Raw genomic sequence first — 20,516 nt, forward strand, 5'->3', positions numbered from 1 at the left:
AGCACTACAGGACAGGATTGCAGCTCATTGATGAAACCAGAAGACAATATGAACATCATTCTCGTTGGCAAACGCCACGGAGCATCTCGTGTGTTTGCCCTTAACGGCACAGTCGCTCTTGTTCTGGCATTTTTCGTAGCTGCCTTGCTGGTTGCGACGGCCTGGGGTGGGTACACCATCGCAATGAACCAGGCGGAAGCAAGAGAGCCATCAAGCTCTGAACTTGTAGCCGAATGGCAAAGCAGGCTGGGTGAGCAGAAAGCTGAACTGGCGGGGTTGCAGCAAAATGTGCAGGATCAGGTAGACGCGTTGACCCTGCGCCTTGGCGAGATTCAGGGCAGATTACTGCGCCTCGATGCACTGGGTCAGCGATTTGTGGAATCTGGCTTGGTAGCCAGCGATGAATTTGATTTTAATCAGCCAGCGGCTGTAGGTGGCCCTGAAGACGCCCTTTCTGCGGATTCCTTCACGGCACCGGAACTGACCCGGATGATTGATGAGTTGGAGCGCAAGATGCTGGATCGTGAGCAGCAACTTCGGTTGCTGGATCAGGTTTCATCGCGCCAGAAACTTGAAGACGAATTGTACCTGGAAGGTCGTCCCATTACCTGGGGCTGGTTATCTTCACGTTATGGCTATCGCTCAGATCCTTTCACTGGAAAGCGTACCTGGCATGCCGGCGTCGACCTTGCAGGTAAGGACGGTAGTGATATTATCTCTGTAGCTGGTGGCGTTGTATCATACGCAGGTGAGCGCTCCGGTTATGGTAATCTGGTTGAAGTCGACCATGGCGATGGCCTGGTTACCCGCTATGCGCACAGCAAAACGATCAAGGTTAAAGTAGGGGATGTGATCCAGAAGGGGCAGGTGCTGGCGCTGATGGGGAGCACGGGTCGCTCCACTGGGCCTCATGTTCACTTTGAAGTCATTCGCAATGGAAAAAGCGAGAACCCGGAAACCTATATCAAGAGAGCCAGTCGCTAGAACCTCAGGCGTTGCCTGACGTTAACCTTGTTCCCGCCAGTTTCGTCAGGTTTGTCAGCTCCCGGTATTTGGCACAGGATAGTCACGGAACTCAGGCTATGTGAGCCCTGCCTTTTGTACTGTTACAAAATAAGGTTAGAATGCCGGCTTCCTCCGTTTAATCAAAGAAGTAGTGGTCTATGTTCTCAATGTTTGCAACCAAGATGTTCGGCAGTAAAAATGCCCGAGAAATCAAGAGAATGCGTAAGCTTGCCTTGCGTGTTAATGAGCTTGAAGAGCAGTTTGGCAATCTGGCGGACTCCGAGTTGCAGGGCAAAACGGCGGAATTCCGTCGCCGGCTTGATGAAGGTGAAAGTCTGGATGCATTGCTGCCCGAAGCGTTTGCGACCGTTCGTGAAGCGGGGCGGCGTGTCATGGGCATGCGCCACTACGATGTACAGTTAGTCGGTGGCATAACCCTGCATGAGGGTCGGATTGCGGAGATGAAGACCGGTGAAGGTAAAACGCTGGTCGCGACTGCTGCTGTTTATCTCAATGCCTTGCCGGGCAAAGGGGTACACGTTGTAACTGTGAATGATTACCTGGCCAGCCGTGATTCCGAGTGGATGGGCAAGCTGTACCGCTTTCTCGGTATGCAGGTAGGTGTAGTAGTCGCCGGTCAGGCTCCGGAGGAAAAGCGAGCCGCTTATCAGGCCGATATTACCTACGGCACGAACAATGAATTTGGTTTTGATTATCTGCGTGACAACATGGCGTTCAGCGCCGATGACAAGGTACAGCGCGGTCTCCATTATGCGATTGTGGACGAAGTTGACTCGATCCTCATCGACGAGGCCCGTACTCCGCTTATTATCTCTGGTGCCGCTGAAGACAGCTCGAAAGCGTATATTGCTATTAATGAATTGATCCCCAGTCTGCAAAAAGGCGAAGTCAGTGAGGAGGGCGAACCCTCCGGCGACTTCACCATCGATGAAAAGTCACGTCAGGTTGAATTGACCGAGGCGGGGCATGAACGGGTTGAAGAGCTGCTGCTGAGTCGCCAACTTCTGCAGGAAGGTGAGAGCCTGTATTCCGCGGCCAATCTGAGCCTGCTGCACCATGTGCATTCAGCACTGCGTGCCCACCATCTGTTTCAGAAAGATGTGGATTACATTGTTCAGGGTGGCCAGGTTGTCATTGTTGATGAGCACACAGGCCGCACCATGCCAGGCCGTCGCTGGAGCGAAGGCCTGCATCAGGCGATGGAAGCCAAAGAAGGTCTGAAGATTCAGGCTGAGAGTCAGACTCTGGCTTCAACAACCTTCCAGAATTATTTCCGGTTGTATGACAAGCTTGCCGGTATGACCGGTACGGCTGATACCGAAGCTTTCGAGTTTCGTCAGATCTACGCACTGGATGTTGTGGTCATTCCACCGAACAAAGCCATCCAGCGGATTGATTACAACGATCTCGTATACCTGACTCAGGATGAAAAGTTCCACGCCATCATCGATGAGATCAAGGATGTGACCGGTGAGGGTCGGCCAATTCTTGTGGGCACCGCCTCCATCGAGGCATCGGAGCTACTCTCGATGCTGCTGAAAAAGGCGCGTATAGAGCATAAGATCCTTAACGCCAAACAGCACGAATCAGAAGCTCAGATTATTGCCCAAGCCGGGCGTCCGGGTGCCGTTACTATTGCCACCAACATGGCCGGCCGGGGCACGGACATTGTGCTGGGCGGCAACTGGGAGCACGAAGTCGCCGGGCTGGACAACCCGTCAGAGGAGGAGGTTGCGCGCCTCAAAGCTGAATGGACAGAACGTCATAATCAGGTTCTGGAAGCCGGTGGCCTGCATATTGTGGGTACCGAGCGCCACGAATCCCGCCGTATAGACAACCAGTTGCGTGGTCGTGCCGGCCGTCAGGGCGACCCGGGTTCTTCACGCTTCTTCCTGTCTCTGGAAGACAACCTGATGCGCATCTTTGCGCCGGATCGTGTCAAGAGCCTGATGCAGGCGATGGGTATGAAGAAGGGCGAGGCCATTGAACACCGCATGGTCACGAATGCCATTGAAAAATCCCAGCGTAAGGTTGAGGGTCGCAACTTCGACATGCGTAAAACGCTGCTCGAGTACGATGACGTCGCTAACGATCAGCGTACTGTGATTTATGACCAGCGTAACGAGGTTATGGCGTCAGAGGATGTCTCCGAGATGGTTAACACCATCCGTGAAGACGTTGTTGACGCATTGATCAGCGAACACATCCCGCCCCAGAGCATGCCTGAGCAGTGGGATGTGGCAGGGCTGGAGACTCAGTTGCAGTCGGAAATGGCTGTTGACCTGCCAATCCAGGCCTGGCTGGAAGAAGACAAAAAGCTTTTCGAAGACAGTCTGCGCCAGAAAATTCTGGATGAGATTGTGGCAGCCTATCGAGCCAAGGAAGAAGTGGCCGGCGCAGAGTCCATGCGTAAATTCGAAAAGCAGGTGTTCCTGCAGGTTCTGGATACGCTATGGAAAGAACATCTCTCGAATATGGATCACCTGCGCCGTGGTATTCACCTGCGCGGCTATGCCCAGAAAAACCCCAAGCAGGAGTACAAGCGCGAAGCATTTAACATGTTTGAGGGCCTGCTTGAGAATATGAAGCGTGATGTAACTCGCGTGCTTTGCCATGTCAGGGTTCAAAGCCGTGAGGAAATGGAAGAGGTCGAGCGTCGCCGTAAAGAAGCCCTTGAGCTTGAGCTTGCCAAGGCGCGCTTGCGCCATGACGAGACCAGCGCGACCGCGCAGAGTCAGGCTGAGCAAGGCGATAGCGGTGGTGAGGGTTCCCGGCAGACTACGCCTGACACCTTCGTGCGACAGGAGCGCAAGGTGGGCCGTAACGAGCCTTGCCCCTGCGGATCTGGCAAAAAGTACAAACAGTGTTGTGGAAAGGTGAACTGACCAACCCTCACTGGAAAAGCTAAAGTAAGGAGCCCGCAATCGACCAGTTGACTGGAAGACTGCGGGTTTTTCGTTTTCAGGCATATTCAATTCAGAAGGAGTGGCAAAGATGGCGGTTGGACCAGGAACCTTACCCGAGTTCTTTCCGGTAGCAGGTGTCAGGCTGGGTATTGCCAGCGCAGGTATCAAAAAGCCCGGGCGTAAAGATGTGGTGGTGTTTGAGTTGGCACCAGGCAGCCGGGTAGCGGGATTGTTTACGACCAACCAGTTCTGTGCCGCTCCGGTTACTATCAGTCGCAGGCATTTAGCGGAAAAGGCTCCACGCTATCTGTTGATCAATACCGGGAACGCTAATGCAGGAACCGGTGAGCGAGGAATGCAAGACGCACTGGCTTGCTGCGAGGCTTTAGCGCAGCAAGCAGGTGTTAGCGCTTCTGAGGTCTTGCCATTCTCAACAGGGGTGATTGGTGAACCTTTGCCGGTTCAGAAGATCCTGAGCGCGCTGCCAGATGCGCTGGCGAGCGCTGGTGATAATCGCTGGGTGGAAGCTGCCAGCGGTATAATGACGACCGACACGCGCCCCAAGGGCGCATCCGCGCAGGTTGTTCTGGGCGGGCACACTGTCACCATCTCTGGTGTCAGTAAGGGTGCGGGCATGATTCGCCCCAACATGGCTACTATGTTGGGTTTCATTGCCACAGACGCCCTTATTGCGCCAGACGCGTTGCAGGTGCTGGCATCAGAACTCGGAGAGCAGTCGTTTAACCGCATCACAATTGATGGTGATACCTCAACTAATGACGCCTGCATGCTGATAGCCAGCGGCCAGTACGGCGGGCCGGAAATTACTCTGGACAGCGAGCATTTGCCGGCGCTGCGGGATGCGTTGAAGAACGTTTATATGAATCTCGCCCACGCTATCGTGCGCGACGGTGAAGGCGCAACCAAGTTCGTTACCATTCGCGTCAGCGGCGCAGCTGCCCGGCAAGAGGCGTTGGATGTGGCCTATACGGTCGCCCATTCCCCTCTGGTAAAAACGGCGCTGTTTGCATCTGATCCTAATTGGGGGCGGATTCTGGCGGCGGTCGGTCGAGCCGGCGTTACGGATCTGGACGTCAGTGCGCTCGAAATCTATCTCGGAGAGGTTTGTCTTGTCAGGAATGGTGGCCGCGCCGAGGATTATTCCGAGGAGCGGGGGCAGGCGGTCATGGATCAGGAAGAGATCACTATTGCTATTGACCTGAAACGGGGTGATATCAGCGAGACGGTCTGGACCTGCGACTTCTCCCACGACTACGTCACAATTAACGCGGACTACCGCAGTTAACTATGGCTGGTACAGGAACCCACGTCCGAGAGGTACATGTAGCAGTCGGAGTTATTGTCCGGGAAGGGCGTGTGCTCATTGCCCGCCGGCCAGATCATGTGCATCAGGGAGGTTTGCTGGAATTTCCCGGCGGCAAGGTTGAGCCAGAAGAATCCGTGCAGGACGCTCTGGTGCGTGAGATCGCTGAGGAAACCGGGTTACAGATAGCGGCCGATTGCCTTCAGCCCGTTATTGGCATTCGCCACGATTATGGTGACAAACGGGTATTTCTGGATGTCTGGAGAACCGATCAGGCGCGTGGCAAGGCTCATGGCCGTGAGGGGCAGACCATAGACTGGATGTGCCCTGAACAACTGCGCGACGAAGACTTTCCAGCGGCCAACCGGCCCATTATTCGCGCTCTGAGGCTTCCTTTCCTGCTTGCTATAACAGGAGATATTCAGGCCGGAGATGCTGGCGTCCGGCAGCTAAGCAATGCGCTTTCTAAATTGCCGGCCGTGTTGCCAGCTAGTGATCGTGCAAGCCTTGTACTGTTGCGCGCTCCGGGTATGGCTGCAGAGGAATACTGTAGCCTGGCCGAGTCTGCATCAGACCTTTGCGAGACGGTAGGTGTTGGTCTTCTGGTCCACGGGTCGGTCTCAGTGTTTGATGAGAATCCGGACGCAGCTGGGCTTCACCTGCCCTGGCGAGAAGCAGAAAAGCTTGATGCGAGGCCCGTACCGAGCGGCGTCTGGCTTGGGGTTTCCTGCCACGATGCTCACGAAATCGACCATGCCGTTGTCATTGGTGCGGATTATGTGACGCTGGGACCGGTAAAACAGACGACAACACACCCGGATACACCAGCCATGGGCTGGATGGAGTTCCGTGAACTGGTATCTCGTGCAACGATTCCGGTTTTTGCTCTGGGCGGTCTTGAACCTGCAGATCTTGATCAGGTAAAGCAGTCCGGAGGACAGGGGGTTGCCGGGATAGGTTACTGGTGGCCAGCAAGTTGCGCATGATCAGCCGCGCTGACGGGTATATCTGATATGCTCGCCGGCGGAATTTCACTTATATCGCTAGTGATCTGGCGGTTATTCTCAAATACGCACCTGGGGAGACGCTGTGAGTAAACTGACCCATCTTGATGACAAAGGTGAAGCCCGCATGGTGGACGTTACGGATAAAGCCGTAACGGAACGCGAAGCGCGCGCAGAAGCAACTATCCATATGGCGGCTGAAACCCTGCGGATGATCACGGACGGTGAGCATCCGAAAGGCGATGTGCTGGCGGTGGCGCGTATTGCCGGAATTATGGCGGCCAAGCGAACCCACGATTTGATTCCCTTGTGCCACGCTTTGAACCTCACCTCTGTGAAAGTTGAGCTCACCCCTGGGGCGGATGGTGCGTCAGTGCATATACTGACGCGCTGCAAGCTTTCAGGCCAGACGGGTGTCGAAATGGAAGCTCTGACGGCGGCCAGTGTTGCTGCGCTGACGCTGTACGATATGTGCAAGGCCGTTGATAAGGGTATGGAGATCAGCGCCGTGCGCCTGTTGGAGAAAAAAGGCGGACGCAGTGGGCATTGGGTTGCGGGTAACCAATAAGGCGTGATCTGCATGGTAACTGGGCTCGTAAATACCGCCTGATAGCTCACCCATGTTAGAATCCGGACCCCGATTTACTGAACCACGAGGAAACACTGTGGCTGTTCGTTACATCCAGACCTGCCGACTTCCGACCCCGTTTGGGGTGTTCGATATGCACGGTTTTGAAGAGCTGGACACCGGAAAGGAGCACGTTGCACTGACTCTGGGGTCGCTTGAAAGTGACGAACCCATGTTGGCACGCACACACTCGGAATGCCTGACCGGCGACGCCCTGTACAGTATGCGCTGTGACTGCGGCTACCAGCTTGAAGAAGCGTTACGAAGCATTGCCCGTGAGGGGCGCGGCATTCTGATGTATCTGCGCCAGGAAGGTCGTGGTATCGGGTTGCTCAACAAGATCCGGGCTTACCACCTGCAGGATCAGGGGGCTGATACCGTAGAGGCCAATGAGCGCCTTGGATTTGCGGCTGACCTGCGCGATTACAGCATGTGTAAAGACATGCTGGAGCATCTCGGCATCAAAAGCCTGCGCCTGATGACGAACAACCCTCGCAAGGTTAAAGCTCTGACGTCCTATGGCATCGAGATTGTGGAGCGTGTGCCACTGCATGTCGGGCGTAACCCTCATAATGAGCACTACCTGGACACCAAGCAGAGCAAACTCGGGCATTGGCTGGAAACCCATCAGGACGATGATCCTGCGATATAAATGCAGCACTGAGAGCCGATGTTAATATTAAAAAAGCCCGCCTGAGCGGGCTTTTTGCATACTGGTTTGGCGACAGGTCTATTTCACTGCTTTAAGTCTCTGGTGTTGCAACCGCTCCATGCGGGCACTTATTGCAGCGAATATGCCCTGAGCATCCAGCCCGCAGTCTTTCAGCAGTTCTTCGTGCTTGCCATGATCAATGAAAGTGTCGGGGAGCCCCAGGTGTAGCACTGGCATGGAAACCTCCTGGCTGTTCAGGAATTCGGTAACAGAACTGCCTGCGCCCCCGGCTATGACATTTTCTTCCAGTGTGACCAGTAGTTCGTGTTGCTCTGCGAGCTCGAGAACCAGAGCTTCGTCCAGTGGCTTTACGAAACGCATGTCGACCACCGTTGCGCCCAATTTTTCTGCGGCTTCCAGGGCCGGGCTTAGCAAGGTGCCAAAGTTGAGAATGGCGACGTCATTGCCGTCACGGATCTTTCGTCCCTTGCCGATTTCCAGGCGGGTAAGTGCTTTCTGGATCACCGCCCCTGGTCCGGTTCCCCTGGGATAACGAACAGCTGCGGGCCCCTCAAACAGCATGCCGGTATGAAGCAGTTGGCGAGTTTCATTTTCATCAGACGGCGTCATCAACACCATGTTCGGGATACAACGCAGATAGCTGATATCAAAAGCCCCTGCGTGAGTCGGGCCGTCCTCGCCAACCAGGCCAGCCCGGTCGATCGCAAACAACACATCAAGGTTCTGGATAGCGACATCGTGTATCAGCTGGTCGTACGCACGCTGCAAAAATGTCGAATAAATTGCAACCACTGGCTTGCCGCCATCGCAGGCAAGGCCTGCGGCAAGCGTTACGGCGTGCTGTTCGGCAATGGCAACATCAAAATAGCGGTCCGGAAAGCGCCTGGAGAATTCCAGCAGATCTGAACCTTCGCACATGGCGGGCGTTATGCCGTTTACCCGTTCGTCCTGTTCCGCGGCATCACACAACCACTGCCCGAACACGTTCGCGTATTTCTGCTTCGCGGGCTTGGGTTTGACCGGCTCAGGTTTCCTTGGAGGCACCGGCTCAATCTTGTTGATGGCGTGGTAGCCGATGGGGTCTGCTTCGGCCGGCGCGAAGCCCTTGCCTTTGGTGGTCACCACATGAAGGAACTGCGGCCCTTCCAGTTCACGGATGTTTTCCAGGGTCTCGATCAGTAAGGGCAGGTCGTGGCCGTCGATGGGGCCGATATAATTGAAACCCAGCTCTTCAAACAGGGTGCCTGGTACGATCATACCCTTGAAATGTTCTTCAGTTTTCTTTGCCAATGCCATCAGGTTGGGCGCGCCCTGGAGGACCTTTTTGCTGCTGTCACGAACCTGGTTGTAGGTGCGACTTGAAAGCAGCTTGGCGAAATAGTTAGACAGGCCACCGACATTGTGTGAAATCGACATGTCGTTATCGTTCAGGACCACCAACATATCAGCATGCAGGTGCCCTGCGTGATTCAGTGCCTCAAAGGCCATGCCTGCCGTCATGGCGCCATCACCAATAACGGCAATGCTCTTGCGGCCGGTTTTCTGCTGTTGGGCGGCAACGGCCATGCCCAGAGCTGCGCTGATTGAGGTGCTGGAATGACCTACACCGAAGGTGTCATAGGCGCTTTCAGACCGTTTAGGGAAGCCGGCCAGGCCGTTTTTCCGGCGGATGCTACCCATTTGTTCACGGCGGCCCGTCAGGATTTTATGTGGGTAAGCCTGGTGGCCAACATCCCATACAAGGCGGTCTTCGGGTGTGTTGAAGACATAGTGCAGGGCCACCGTGAGCTCGAGCACGCCAAGCCCCGCGCCGAAATGGCCGCCAGTCTGCCCGACAGTCCATAATAAAAACGCGCGCAGTTCTCTGGCGAACTGAACAAGCTGTTCAGCCGGCAACTCCCGCAATTGGGCGGGCACGTCAACCCTGTCCAGCAAGGGCGTATTTGGCCGCTGTGACGGGATTTCCTTGAAAATATAAGTGTCCTGCATCTACTCGGGTCTTTTCCGGAATGTTCGGTAACTGGCTGCCATTATAGGGGAACAGGGGTGCCTGTTTCACACATGTCGGGCCATATGTTACGAAATTGTACTTGCTCAGTGTGCGCCTTCGCGGCGCCTGATTTCAACGAAAGGCTCACCGAGAGGCGCAATGTTGATTTAAGAAGCGTACTCAATGAGTTCTGGCTACCACATAATCTGCCATAGCCCTCAGGGGGTCGGCTTCCGGGCCGAAATCCTGCAGGCTCTCAAGCGCGTTGCTGAGCAGTGAGGCAAGATGCTTCCGTGTTCCTGCAAGTCCGAGCAGGGCGGGGTACGTCGGTTTTGCGCGGGCAATATCGGAGCCTTGGGGTTTGCCGATGGTTTCTGTGTCTCCCTCAATATCCAAGAGATCATCCTGAACCTGAAATGCCAACCCGAGCGCTTTGGCATAACGCGTCAGGGAATTCAGTGAGTGTTCACTGATGCCGGGCACGGTCAATGCTCCGATTCGCACGCTGGCTTCAATGAGCGCCCCGGTTTTGTGTCGGTGCATGGTTTCGAGCTGTGCCAGTGTCAGGCTTTTGCCCACGGATTCCAGATCAATCGCCTGGCCGCCTACCATGCCGCTATGTCCGCTTGCACGGGCCAGTTCCTGAATCATGGCGAGCCGCGCTGATACCTCAATGCCGGGAGCCTCTGCCAACCATTCAAATGCCAGTGCCTGCAGGGCGTCGCCCGCCAGGATTGCCGTAGCCTCATCAAAGGCAATATGTGCCGTCGGCCGACCACGACGCAACTCGTCGTTGTCCATCGCCGGGAGATCGTCGTGCACAAGCGAATAGGCATGGATCAGCTCTATTGCGCAGGCTGGAACCAATGCTGCATCAGGGTTTTGGCCGAGGGCATTCGCGGCAGCAATGGCCAATGCCGGGCGGATGCGCTTGCCTCCGCCAAGTACGCTGTAACGCATTGCTGCCTGCAACTGCTCAGACACCGAGCCGGATTTTATGCGGCGATCCAGTTCGTCGTCTACGCGGCTGCGGCAGGCTTCCAGAAAATCCATGGTCGGCGACCTCCCGTTATGCATCAGTCGGCATCGCCCGGCGAAAGTGGACGGGTTTCAAGGGTGCCATCGTCGTTTTGCACCAATTGCTCAACCCTTTGTTCAGCGCTCTTGAGCGCCTGCTGACATGCGCGGGTCAGCTTCACGCCCCGCTCGAAGGCTGACAGCGATTGCTCGAGGGACAGCTCTCCCTGTTCCAGGTTGCGTACCAACGTTTCCAGCTCATCGAGAGACTTCTCAAAGTCGGCAATAGATGTGGCGTCTTGTTGACCGGCCATCGGCGGCCCTCCGATCGGGTGAACGAATTTCGCGGAGTATATCAGAGGCTGAGCGCTATCGCTGCCAGTGGAATTCCCGGTGCTCTTCCGGGCGGCCTTCTGGTCCCCAGCTCTGCTCGGTAACGCGAACTTCGCCAATATGGGAGACGCTGACGACTGTGGTGGCTCGTGTGCCGTATTCAGCACCGGTTATGAAAGGCGACGAAAGAAAGCGTTCAGTATCAAGATTTATGCCGGTATCGGGTAGCAAGTGATCCGGCGCCGGTGTTGTATCCTTCAGCAGCCGGGCAAGGTCTGTGTGCAAGTCCCGGGCATGGTTTCCTGCCGACTTTATGGTTCGGCCTACGGCTTCCCGGAGGCGCAGCAGTTTCGGCCAGGGCGTTTGAAGCAGGTGATTGCTCAGGCCATATATTCCGCGATGAATGGCTCGACCGGGGTGCGCATCCCGATTGCTGAAGTACCAGCCGCTCGTTTCGCCGAGGCTGACAAGGTTGAAGCCGGCGTACCGGGCAGCTGTGTTTTCCAGGCTTCCCTGCAACTGCGATTCAGCTTCAATGAGCGCCCGTAAGGGCAACTCGCCACGGCTTGCCTGGCCGGCTTCTGGGGTGCCTTCGCGAACATTGGTTACTGCAGCCACCCGGCCTTCCGGGGAAACTGCCAGCCAGGTTCCCCCGGACTGAAGGTCCCTGCCGGCCAGAATCCGTTCGCCGGATTCCGTTTCCCACCAGTCGAGAGGCGCTGTGGGTCTCCGGAAAAATTCATCCCGGTTGGCGGCAACCACCAGGGGGAAACGGGCGCTTTGGCCAATAGAAAATGCGATCAGACACATGCCAGGTTGTTCTCCGGATCTAAGGGGGTATTCCTGGGTGATGAAGTACTTGCTGGTGTGTATCATACCAGCCTTATTTTCCCGTATGTGTGAGCACTTATGTCCCTGTTATCCGTGTTTGTGATTTATATGGTGCTGGGAGCCTTTGCCGGTACCCTTGCGGGCCTCTTTGGCATTGGTGGCGGCCTTATTATTGTGCCGGTGCTAATTTTCAGCTTCGGGGCGCAGGGCTTCAGCCCTGAGATTGCTGCCCATTTGGCTGTGGGCACCTCACTGGCAACCATCGTATTCACCTCCTTCAGCTCTATCCGCTCGCACCAGAAACACAGTGCAATTCGTTGGGACATCTTTCGCCCTATGACTGTAGGTATAGTGCTTGGCGCCCTTGTGGGGGCCTGGACTGCGTCACTACTCAGTGGCCCAGCTCTGGAACTGATCATTGGAATATTTGTCATCCTCGTGGGTTTCAAGATGCTACTCGATGTAAACCCCTCTCCGGGCAGAGACGTGCCGGGGAGTTCAGGCCTTGGTGCGGCCGGTGCAGGAATAGGCTGGGCCTCCGCTATTTTCGGAATAGGCGGCGGTACACTGACGGTACCCTACCTGAACTGGTGTAATGTGCGGATGCAGCAGGCTGTGGGCACCTCTGCCGCATGCGGGTTGCCTATTGCCATTGCGGGCACCCTCGGGAACGCCTGGACGGGTTGGGGTGAGTCCGCTGTTCCGGAATACAGCCTTGGTTTCATCTATTTGCCGGCTCTGGTAGGTATTATTCTCACCAGCGTTCTGTTCGCACGTGTCGGCGCTAACCTGGCGCATCGACTGAACGCCAAAGTGCTAAAGCGGGTGTTTGCCATCATGCTTTTGCTGGTTGGCCTTCGTTTTCTTCTAAGCTGAGAGGTTATTGATGCTTCAGCATCCACAGATAGACCCGGTCGCCATTGCCATCGGGCCATTAAAAATTCATTGGTATGGGCTGACTTACCTCGTAGGCTTTGTTGCCGGCTGGTGGCTGGGCCGCCTGCGTGCTCGCAAACCGGGGTCTCCGATTACAGAGGAGCAGATGGGCGACCTTCTGTTTTACCTGGCGCTCGGCGTTATTCTGGGCGGGCGTTTTGGCTATGTTATTTTCTATAACTTCAGTGTTTTTCTGGCCGACCCCATGTGGCTCCTACGAGTATGGGAAGGTGGTATGTCTTTCCACGGCGGGCTGCTTGGCGTCATGCTCGCCATGTGGTTGTACGGGCGCAAAATTGGCACCGGGTTCTGGCGGCTCGCGGATTTCGTCGCACCTCTGGTACCGGTAGGCCTGGGGGCCGGGCGGATTGGTAACTTTATCAACGGCGAACTGTGGGGCAAGCCGACGGATCTGCCCTGGGGCATGGTGTTCCGCCAGGCGCCGGATGCGCTGGCTCGACATCCATCCCAGCTTTACCAGTTTGCCCTGGAAGGTGTGCTGTTCTTTGTCATCCTCTGGTGGTTTTCTGCCAAGCCACGGCCGCGAATGGCGGTGTCAGGGCTGTTCCTGATTTGCTACGGAATCTTCCGTTTTCTGGTGGAGTTTGTGCGGCAGCCAGACGCCCAGTTGGGCTATCTGGCGTTTGACTGGCTCACCATGGGGCAGGTACTTTCCTTTCCGATGGCGCTTGCAGGCGCAGCCCTGATGTTTATTGCTTATCGGAGAAACGCGGAATGAAAGCCTATCTCGATCTCATGAAAGACGTAGTGGATAACGGATTCGACAAGGGCGACCGCACCGGTGTCGGCACCCGCTCTGTTTTCGGGCGGCAGATTCGTTTTAATCTTCAAAACGGCTTTCCTCTGGTAACCACGAAGAAAGTACACTTGCGCAGCATTATCTACGAGCTGCTCTGGTTTCTGAAAGGCTCAACGGACAACAACTGGCTGAAAGAGCGAAAGGTTTCGATCTGGAACGAATGGGCGCTGGAAAACGGTGACCTTGGCCCTATCTACGGCAAACAATGGCGTAGCTGGCAGTGCCCTGATGGCCGCGTGGTGGACCAGATCAGCGAAGTCATTGATCAGATCCGCAACAAGCCAAACTCCCGGCGCCTGATCGTTTCTGCCTGGAACCCGGCTGAACTCCCGGATGAATCCGTTGGCCCCCAGGAAAACGCCCGGGAAGGGCGCATGGCGCTGGCTCCTTGTCATTGCCTGTTCCAGTTCTACGTGCTCGACGGCAAGCTCTCCTGCCAGCTTTACCAGCGCAGCGCTGACCTGTTTCTGGGGGTACCGTTCAATATTGCCTCCTACGCGTTGCTGACCCACATGATCGCCCAGCAGTGTGACCTGGAAGTTGGCGAGTTTGTGCATACCTTTGGCGACTGTCATCTCTATCAAAATCACCTCACCGATGACATAGTTTTCGAACAGCTCAAGCGTGAGCCGAAGGCGCTCCCTGAACTCGTGATCAAGCGCAAACCAGACTCAATATTTGATTACGAACTGGAAGACTTCGAATTCGAGGGCTACGACCCTTATCCAGGCATTAAAGCGCCCATAGCAATATAAACCTGGCAAGCTTCGCGCGACGTTTGATCGCAAGGGTGCGAAACGGCTCTCCAAAAATGTGCGGAGCCAAGCGTACACGGACGTATTCACAGCGGTTTTTGGAGAGCCGTTTTGCATCCTTGCAGCCCCGAAGCCCAAAGCAAAAAGCCCCGAGTCAAAGGAACCAGCATGCGTAAAGCCCTCATAGTAGCCATGTCCCGAAATCGGGTAATCGGCAAAAACAACAACCTGCCCTGGCATCTCCCGGGCGATCTCAAATACTTCAAGCAAGCCACCATGGGCAAGCCCATCATCATGGGCAGGAAAACCTGGGACTCCATTGGCAGACCCTTGCCGGGCCGGATGAATCTGGTTATTTCCCGGAATGCGGATCGTGAAGCGCCCGCAGGAACGGTTACCGCCAAATCACTGAAAGAGGCTTTGATAAAGGCAGAAGCACAGGCTGAGCTGGAAGGTGGTGACGAAGTAATGATTATCGGGGGAGGGCAAATCTACGCAGAAGCGCTACCCATGGTAGATCGTATTTACATTACGCAGGTGCATGCCGAGGTGGATGGCGATGCGTATTTTCCGGAAGTGAACTGGGATGAGTGGGAAGAGATCGGACGGGAGGATTTCTCCGCGTCCGATAACAATCCTTACGACTACAGCTTCGTCGTCTATCAGCGCTTGGCGTCTGACTGACGGGGAGGCCGCTTACCGCCCGGCTTGCCACCTTTGCCCGGTGGTTTGCCGCGGGCACCTGAGCCACCTGGGCCGCCGCGCCCTTTGTATCCACCTTTAGGCGGTCCCTTACGGTACTCGCCCGGGCGGCCGCCCTTGCGATCACGACGGGGAGGTGCTGTTGCAGACACAACGGGCAGGGCTTCCGGCTGTTCAAGCGGGAAAGTGCCTGGCTGAAGCGCTTCCATCCAACAGGCCAGGGCGCCGGCAACCATGGCGATATCCATCTCGTTGCGCTCAGCGATATCGTCAAGCAATGCCATAGACTTCGCAAGCTTCTTGTCTTCAGCAAAACCAAGCAGTTGGCTTTCGAACTGCTCTTCGCGCATTTTCTTCAGTTCAACTGGCGACGGCAGCTCGTAAGCTTCCATTGGCGAGTTAGTGGCGCGCTCAAGCGTGCGAAGCCAGCTCCGCTCACGGGGAGTAACCAGCAGAATCGCTTTACCAGTGCGCCCGGCACGGCCGGTACGCCCAACCCGGTGGATGTAGGCTTCAGTGTCGTAGGGCACATCATAGTTAATGACGTGAGTAATTCTTGGTACGTCCAGACCACGCGCCGCTACGTCTGTGGCCACGATGATATCTTTTTTGCCACGCTTCAGATCCTCAACCGTCTGCTCACGCTGGCGTTGATTCAGATCACCGTTCAGCGGGGCGACAGCATGTCCGCGAGCGCTCAGTTTTTCAGCCAGCAGTGTGGTTTCGGCCTTGGTTCGGACGAAGATAATCGACGCTTCGAAAGGCTCTACTTCCAGAATGCGGGTGAGGGCATCCAGCTTGCGCTCTGCGTATACCGGGAGAACAAACTGCGAAATGCGCTCAACTGTGCGGGTTTCGCTTTCGATCTTTACTTCGGTCGCATCGCTCAGGTAGGTCCTGGCGACCTTCTTGATTTGCGGTGGCATGGTGGCCGAGAAAAGCGCGCGCTGACAATTTTCCGGCGTTTTGGCCAGTATGGCTTCTACGTCGTCAATGAAGCCCATGCGGAGCATTTCGTCAGCTTCGTCGAGAACCAGCGCTTTCAGATTGCCCAGCTTCAGTGTGCCTTTGCGAAGATGGTCCAGCATACGGCCGGGCGTACCGACAATAACCTGGGCACCGCGTTTAAGGCCTTTGATCTGGGGGTAAAAGTCTTGCCCACCATAAATTGGCAGTACATGAAAGTGCTTGAACTTGGCGGCGTAGGAGGTAAACGCTTCTGCCACCTGAATGGCCAGCTCCCGTGTGGGGGCTAGAACCAGAATCTGTGGTTCACTTACGGATGCATCAATACGGCTCAGCAACGGTAAAGCGAAGGCGGCGGTTTTACCCGTGCCGGTCTGGGCGACGCCCAGTAAGTGTTTGCCAGCGAGCAGCGCGGGAATGCACTGGGCCTGGATGGGCGTCGGGGTTTCATAGCCAATAGCGGATACAGCTTCAAGTACGGCTGGATCAAGCCCCAGTTCGGCGAAGGACAATTCAGACATTGATTTACTCGGAATTCGGGAGGTAGAGCATTGCCGGGCAATGCATTATGTGAACATATTATAAACGCTTTTTGACGGTTTTAATACGTAAAATCGAATCCAGTCTGTAGGTAGTTGCCGGAGCACCGGGATTGCGTTGTGCCCGTAATTTCGGCAATCTCCTGTTTTACTGATAGGTTGCTAATAGGAACGCGCTATGACCTTTGATGAACTGATTGCCGCTGGCCGTGCCAGCAACGAGTTGGTGATGCCTGCGACCTGGTCTCAAGGGCGAGCGACCTTTGGCGGCTTGGTGACTGGTCTGTTGTTCGACCGTATGGAGCGAACGGTTGCTGATAACAGGCCTGTACGGTCCATGCACGTGTCGTTTATAGGGCCGGTAGAAGCAGAGGTTCCCGCGGTTTTCGATACACAGATTCTGCGCGAGGGCGGCTCGGTCAGCCAGGTGGAAGGGCGGATTATCCAGAATGGGGAACCGCGGTTAATCTGTATTGGAGCATTTGCAGGCGACCGGGAATCGGTTGTGCGCATCGATGGAATGCCAGCTCCGGAGGTTAAACCAGTGGATCAGTGCCAGGGGCTTCCGTATATCGAAGGTGTCACTCCGGGATTTATCGGGTACATAGATATGCGCTGGGCATACGGAACTATGCCGTTTACGGGTGGAAGTGGGCGTGAAATGGGTGGCTGGATGCGGTTCAGGGACGTGCCCGAGGTTATGACCGATGCGCATATTGTTGCACTTATCGACGCCTGGCCAGCGCCGGTTCTTCAGCACTTCAAGTCCCAGGTGCCCGCCAGTTCATTGTCCTGGGCGTTCGATATTATTCACCCAAGGCCGGCCCTGAAGCCAGATGACTGGCTATTGTACAAGGCGACAATTGAGCAGGCAGGAGACGGCTATTGTCATTTCAATGCCGGAATCTGGACACCCAGGGGTGAGTTGCTGGCGATCAGTCGCCAGACCGCGACCGTCTTTGGCTAGGGGTATCTGAGACATTGAAAAGAAATGGCGGCTCAGGCCGCCATTTCAGCTTTTAACGCATCAATAATGATTCGGGCGAAGTCTGCGGGGGAGTCTTCCTGCAGGAAGTGTCCGCCGCGCAGGGTGATATGAGGCTGGCCGAGGGCGCCTGGAATGCGGCGCTGCATGTAGCGGTCCCCGCCACGGGTGATCGGGTCGCCGCTGCTGAAACAGGTAATAAAGGGCTTTCGCCAGTTTTCCAGGACTTTCCATGCGGCCTTGTTTGCGCTACTTGCCGGGTCGCCAGGCGATATTGGCACCAGCTTCGGGAATGCCCGCGCGCCTGCTTTGTACTCAGCCGAGGGGAAGGGCGCCTCGTAGGCTGCCAGTTCATGTTTGCTCAATGTTCGCTCGGTGCCAAACTGTACGATGCGGCCAACCGGAAACCAGGGGCTGTGGGTAGCGAAAGCCTTCCATAGGCTGAACGCAGCAGGTGCCGAGGTTTCGCCGGTTGGCAGCATGCCATTCCCGACTATGATCCGTTGAAAGCGGTCTGGAAGTTCCGCCGCAAGCCGCAAGCCCAGAAGTGAGCCCCAGTTCTGACAGACCAGAGTGATGTTTTTTAGGTCCAGAGCTTCAAGCCAGTGTGTCAGCCATGTCATGTGGCGATCGTAACTGTAATCGTCGATGGATGCCGGTTTGTCCGACTTCCCGAAGCCAATGAGGTCTGGTGCCAGTACACGGTGCCCGGCCTCGGCTACCAATGGAATCATGTGACGGTACAGGTATGACCAGGACGGCTCTCCATGGAGCATCAGAACGGGGGATGCTGCGGCTGGGCCTTCGTCGACATAGTGCATCCTGAGGCCTGACTCAACATCGAGATAATGAGGGAGAAAAGGGTAGTCCGGAAGACCTGAAAAACGGTCTTCGTCGGTTCTCAGAATACGCATGCCATCGACTGTCCTGACTGATTGGTTGCGTGCTCAGGATAAATCAGTTGGCGGTTTCCTGTGTTTGTATTGCGTAACAGAGCGTTGCGGCTTTGAATCAGGCCTTGCCAGGGTCGACTTTGGGTCGCCGGTTTGAGCGCTTGTCTTCCCAGTCAAGGTTTTTTGGATCGTACCAGCCAATAGCTCTGAGCACCTTCTCTCGGGTCGTCGCGGAAAGGGTTGGCCAGAGTTCCTGGAAGTCGTCCAGTCCCTGCTCGCGAAAACGCTGCTGCTTGCTTTGGAGCCGATTAAGAATTCGGGGCAGCTGCAGCGCCTCGCCGAGCTGCCCCGGAACCAGAACCTCCTGGCCCATTACCTTTCGGCGATGCGTTCTGGCAGCCAGCACCCGTCGTAGTTCCGCCGCAGCGTCCAGAGCAGTTTCCGTAGTAAAGGTTTCCTGTTCCAATACCATGACCTGTCTAATTGCTGATCAACAACCTTCCACTATAACCTGAAGCATGCACCAGTGGCCATTTGGTCGTGTTAGGCTAATGCGAGTCTGAACTTCACTGGGATAAACGGAATTATGTACGCAAAACTTGAGACACGAACCTTTCTTGCCTTGCTGGTTGGAGTATCTGTGGCTTTCGTGTTTCTTATGAAGCCCTTTTTCGGACCGATCTTCTGGGCGATTGCGATTGCACTGATTTTTCATCCGTTCCAGATGCTTCTCGTGCGCCGGCTTGGAGAGCGGCCAAACGTGAATGCGTTGATTACCTTGACTGTATGTATGTTGATTGTGGTCATTCCTGTATTAGTGCTGATCACATCCCTTGCGGCCGAAGGGCTGGGAATCTATCAGCAGATTCAGGAAGGAGAGATAAAGCCCGGCGAGTATATTGATCAGGTGAACAAGTCTTTCCCTGCTATCCAGTCGCTTCTGGCGCAATTTGATATCAGCTTCAGTGAAATCCGCGACCGGGTTGTCAGCCTGTTCGTGGGCGGTAGCCAGTTTCTTGCCAAGCAGGCACTTGGCGTCGGCCAGAACACATTCCAGTTTTTCCTCGGGCTGGCTCTTATGGTGTACCTGGCGTTCTTCTTGCTGCGTGACGGCAGCGCATTGGTAGATTTGCTGATCCGTGCGCTTCCGCTGGGGGATGAACGTGAGCGCCTGTTGTTTGCCAAGTTTGCGGAAGTAACCCGTGCAACGGTGAAAGGCAACCTGCTCATCGCCATTATCCAGGGGGCTTTGGGGGGCATTATTTTCTGGATTCTGGGTATTGGCGGGGCTTTGCTGTGGGGGGTGGTGATGGCCATATTCTCACTTTTACCTGCCGTGGGCGCTGCATTGGTTTGGGTGCCAGCTGCTATTTATCTGGCCGCTGTGGGTGATATTGTTCAGGCCGTTGTGCTCACAATATTCGGAGTCGTCGTGATAGGGCTTGCGGATAATGTGTTGCGCCCGATTCTGGTCGGGCGTGATACAAAACTTCCTGATTACATAGTGTTGCTTTCCACTCTGGGCGGTCTTGCGATGTTTGGCATTAATGGTTTTGTGATGGGGCCGCTTGTCGCCGCGCTGTTTATGGCCTTCTGGGGAATTTTTATCCGGGAGTTCAGCGAAGAGTCCCAGAGAGCTGCGGATCACGACCGTGATGTAGATTAAAGCGACAGGATACAAAAGTATGTTAGGCTTTTGCCGTTCGCCCCAGCCTGTGGAGATGGGCTCCACATAACAAGAAAGAAACGGATATCGCTGAGATATCAGGAGTAAAACAGGTGAGTATCATGAAAAACGCGACCATCCGCATGGGCCGCCTTGCGCTCACAGCCGCTACAGCAGCTATGTTGTTTTTCGCACCCGCTGCCTTCGCTGACGAGACAGTATCGCTCAAGAATGCCTTATACGGCGCCGGGTACGATGTCACTAACGTTAATTCAACAATGGATGATGCCACCCGGTCTGAGTTGTCCCGTTTTCAGAAAGACAATGGGCTTCAGGCGAGCGGGATTCTGGATGAGGCAACCAAAAAGGCTCTGGGAATGATCAGCGTGCAGGTGGCGGCCGCTGGTAATACTTCCAGCCCGGTTGAATCCAAGCCTAAAACAGTCAGCAAGCCCGAGCCTGTTGAAGAAGATGCCATTGAGGAAGAAGACGACGGTGGCTGGTCCCTGTTCTAAACCAGGT

Annotated in this window: 20 protein-coding genes; 13 read left to right on the top strand and 7 right to left on the bottom strand. The window is 55.4% G+C overall.

What is annotated here, in order from left to right; genetic code table 11:
* The first annotated feature begins 30 nt into the window (after positions 1-30).
* The 6 genes from Q4606_RS16355 to ribA all read left to right on the top strand — a co-directional run bounded on the left by Q4606_RS16355 (position 31) and on the right by ribA (position 7,540).
* Positions 31-984, top strand: a complete 954-nt coding sequence (locus tag Q4606_RS16355; RefSeq protein WP_303594250.1) for a M23 family metallopeptidase — start codon at positions 31-33, stop codon at positions 982-984.
* A gap of 179 nt (positions 985-1,163) precedes the next feature.
* Positions 1,164-3,911 carry a preprotein translocase subunit SecA gene (gene secA / locus Q4606_RS16360; protein WP_303608150.1) on the top strand — a complete coding sequence of 916 codons (2,748 nt, stop codon included), beginning with the start codon at positions 1,164-1,166 and terminating at the stop codon, positions 3,909-3,911.
* A gap of 109 nt (positions 3,912-4,020) precedes the next feature.
* Positions 4,021-5,238: a bifunctional glutamate N-acetyltransferase/amino-acid acetyltransferase ArgJ gene (gene argJ / locus Q4606_RS16365; protein ID WP_303608151.1), complete on the top strand. Its 1,218-nt coding sequence runs from the start codon at positions 4,021-4,023 to the stop codon at positions 5,236-5,238.
* A gap of 2 nt (positions 5,239-5,240) precedes the next feature.
* Complete coding sequence (locus Q4606_RS16370) at positions 5,241-6,242, top strand: Nudix family hydrolase (protein ID WP_303608152.1); 1,002 nt, start codon at positions 5,241-5,243, stop codon at positions 6,240-6,242.
* Positions 6,243-6,345: 103 nt separating this feature from the next.
* Positions 6,346-6,828 carry a cyclic pyranopterin monophosphate synthase MoaC gene (gene moaC, locus Q4606_RS16375; RefSeq protein WP_303594243.1) on the top strand — a complete coding sequence of 161 codons (483 nt, stop codon included), beginning with the start codon at positions 6,346-6,348 and terminating at the stop codon, positions 6,826-6,828.
* Between the two features lie 97 nt (positions 6,829-6,925).
* Positions 6,926-7,540: a GTP cyclohydrolase II gene (gene ribA, locus Q4606_RS16380; RefSeq protein WP_303594242.1), complete on the top strand. Its 615-nt coding sequence runs from the start codon at positions 6,926-6,928 to the stop codon at positions 7,538-7,540.
* A gap of 78 nt (positions 7,541-7,618) precedes the next feature.
* On the opposite strand, the gene dxs is transcribed toward ribA, so the two are convergent.
* The 4 genes from dxs to Q4606_RS16400 form a co-directional block, all read right to left on the bottom strand.
* Positions 7,619-9,550, bottom strand: coding sequence for a 1-deoxy-D-xylulose-5-phosphate synthase (dxs, locus tag Q4606_RS16385; protein WP_303608153.1), 1,932 nt, complete (start codon positions 9,548-9,550; stop codon positions 7,619-7,621).
* Between the two features lie 181 nt (positions 9,551-9,731).
* Positions 9,732-10,604 (bottom strand): (2E,6E)-farnesyl diphosphate synthase, encoded by an 873-nt coding sequence (gene ispA, locus Q4606_RS16390; RefSeq protein ID WP_303594238.1) that lies wholly within the window; start codon positions 10,602-10,604, stop codon positions 9,732-9,734.
* A gap of 23 nt (positions 10,605-10,627) precedes the next feature.
* The gene (locus Q4606_RS16395) at positions 10,628-10,882 is read right to left on the bottom strand and encodes an exodeoxyribonuclease VII small subunit (protein WP_303594236.1); all 255 of its coding nucleotides are present in this window, start codon (positions 10,880-10,882) and stop codon (positions 10,628-10,630) included.
* Between the two features lie 55 nt (positions 10,883-10,937).
* Positions 10,938-11,711, bottom strand: a complete 774-nt coding sequence (locus tag Q4606_RS16400) for an NRDE family protein (RefSeq protein ID WP_303608193.1) — start codon at positions 11,709-11,711, stop codon at positions 10,938-10,940.
* A gap of 99 nt (positions 11,712-11,810) precedes the next feature.
* Here Q4606_RS16400 and Q4606_RS16405 point away from each other — a divergent pair, with 99 nt between their 5' ends.
* The 4 genes from Q4606_RS16405 (at position 11,811) to Q4606_RS16420 (ending at position 14,927) form a co-directional block, all read left to right on the top strand.
* Positions 11,811-12,608, top strand: a complete 798-nt coding sequence (locus Q4606_RS16405) for a sulfite exporter TauE/SafE family protein (RefSeq protein WP_303608154.1) — start codon at positions 11,811-11,813, stop codon at positions 12,606-12,608.
* A 10-nt stretch (positions 12,609-12,618) separates the two neighbouring features.
* A complete protein-coding gene (gene lgt / locus Q4606_RS16410; RefSeq protein ID WP_303608155.1) occupies positions 12,619-13,407 on the top strand; it encodes a prolipoprotein diacylglyceryl transferase in 789 nt (262 codons plus the stop codon).
* A complete protein-coding gene (locus Q4606_RS16415) occupies positions 13,404-14,243 on the top strand; it encodes a thymidylate synthase (RefSeq protein ID WP_303594231.1) in 840 nt (279 codons plus the stop codon). Before lgt ends, Q4606_RS16415 begins: the two co-directional genes overlap by 4 nt.
* A 168-nt stretch (positions 14,244-14,411) precedes the next feature.
* Positions 14,412-14,927: a dihydrofolate reductase gene (locus Q4606_RS16420; RefSeq protein WP_303594229.1), complete on the top strand. Its 516-nt coding sequence runs from the start codon at positions 14,412-14,414 to the stop codon at positions 14,925-14,927.
* On the opposite strand, the gene Q4606_RS16425 is transcribed toward Q4606_RS16420, so the two are convergent.
* A complete protein-coding gene (locus Q4606_RS16425; protein ID WP_303594228.1) occupies positions 14,906-16,432 on the bottom strand; it encodes a DEAD/DEAH box helicase in 1,527 nt (508 codons plus the stop codon). The genes Q4606_RS16420 and Q4606_RS16425 overlap by 22 nt on opposite strands.
* Positions 16,433-16,628: 196 nt before the next feature.
* Between Q4606_RS16425 and Q4606_RS16430 the strand changes: the two genes are divergently transcribed.
* Positions 16,629-17,417, top strand: a complete 789-nt coding sequence (locus Q4606_RS16430) for an acyl-CoA thioesterase II (protein ID WP_303594227.1) — start codon at positions 16,629-16,631, stop codon at positions 17,415-17,417.
* A gap of 32 nt (positions 17,418-17,449) precedes the next feature.
* Here Q4606_RS16430 and Q4606_RS16435 read toward each other — a convergent pair whose 3' ends face one another.
* Both Q4606_RS16435 and Q4606_RS16440 read right to left on the bottom strand, forming a co-directional pair.
* A complete protein-coding gene (locus Q4606_RS16435; RefSeq protein ID WP_303594226.1) occupies positions 17,450-18,349 on the bottom strand; it encodes a haloalkane dehalogenase in 900 nt (299 codons plus the stop codon).
* 97 nt (positions 18,350-18,446) lie between these two features.
* Positions 18,447-18,800 (bottom strand): hypothetical protein, encoded by a 354-nt coding sequence (locus tag Q4606_RS16440; protein ID WP_303594225.1) that lies wholly within the window; start codon positions 18,798-18,800, stop codon positions 18,447-18,449.
* 114 nt (positions 18,801-18,914) lie between these two features.
* Here Q4606_RS16440 and Q4606_RS16445 point away from each other — a divergent pair, with 114 nt between their 5' ends.
* Together Q4606_RS16445 and Q4606_RS16450 are read left to right on the top strand one after the other, a co-directional pair.
* Entirely contained in the window at positions 18,915-19,994 is a 1,080-nt protein-coding gene (locus tag Q4606_RS16445) for an AI-2E family transporter (protein WP_303594223.1), read from the top strand.
* A gap of 122 nt (positions 19,995-20,116) precedes the next feature.
* Complete coding sequence (locus Q4606_RS16450; RefSeq protein ID WP_303608194.1) at positions 20,117-20,509, top strand: peptidoglycan-binding domain-containing protein; 393 nt, start codon at positions 20,117-20,119, stop codon at positions 20,507-20,509.
* Positions 20,510-20,516: the final 7 nt, after the last annotated feature.

The sequence above is a fragment of the Marinobacter sp. 1_MG-2023 genome (genome assembly GCF_030549045.1).
Lineage (GTDB): Bacteria > Pseudomonadota > Gammaproteobacteria > Pseudomonadales > Oleiphilaceae > Marinobacter.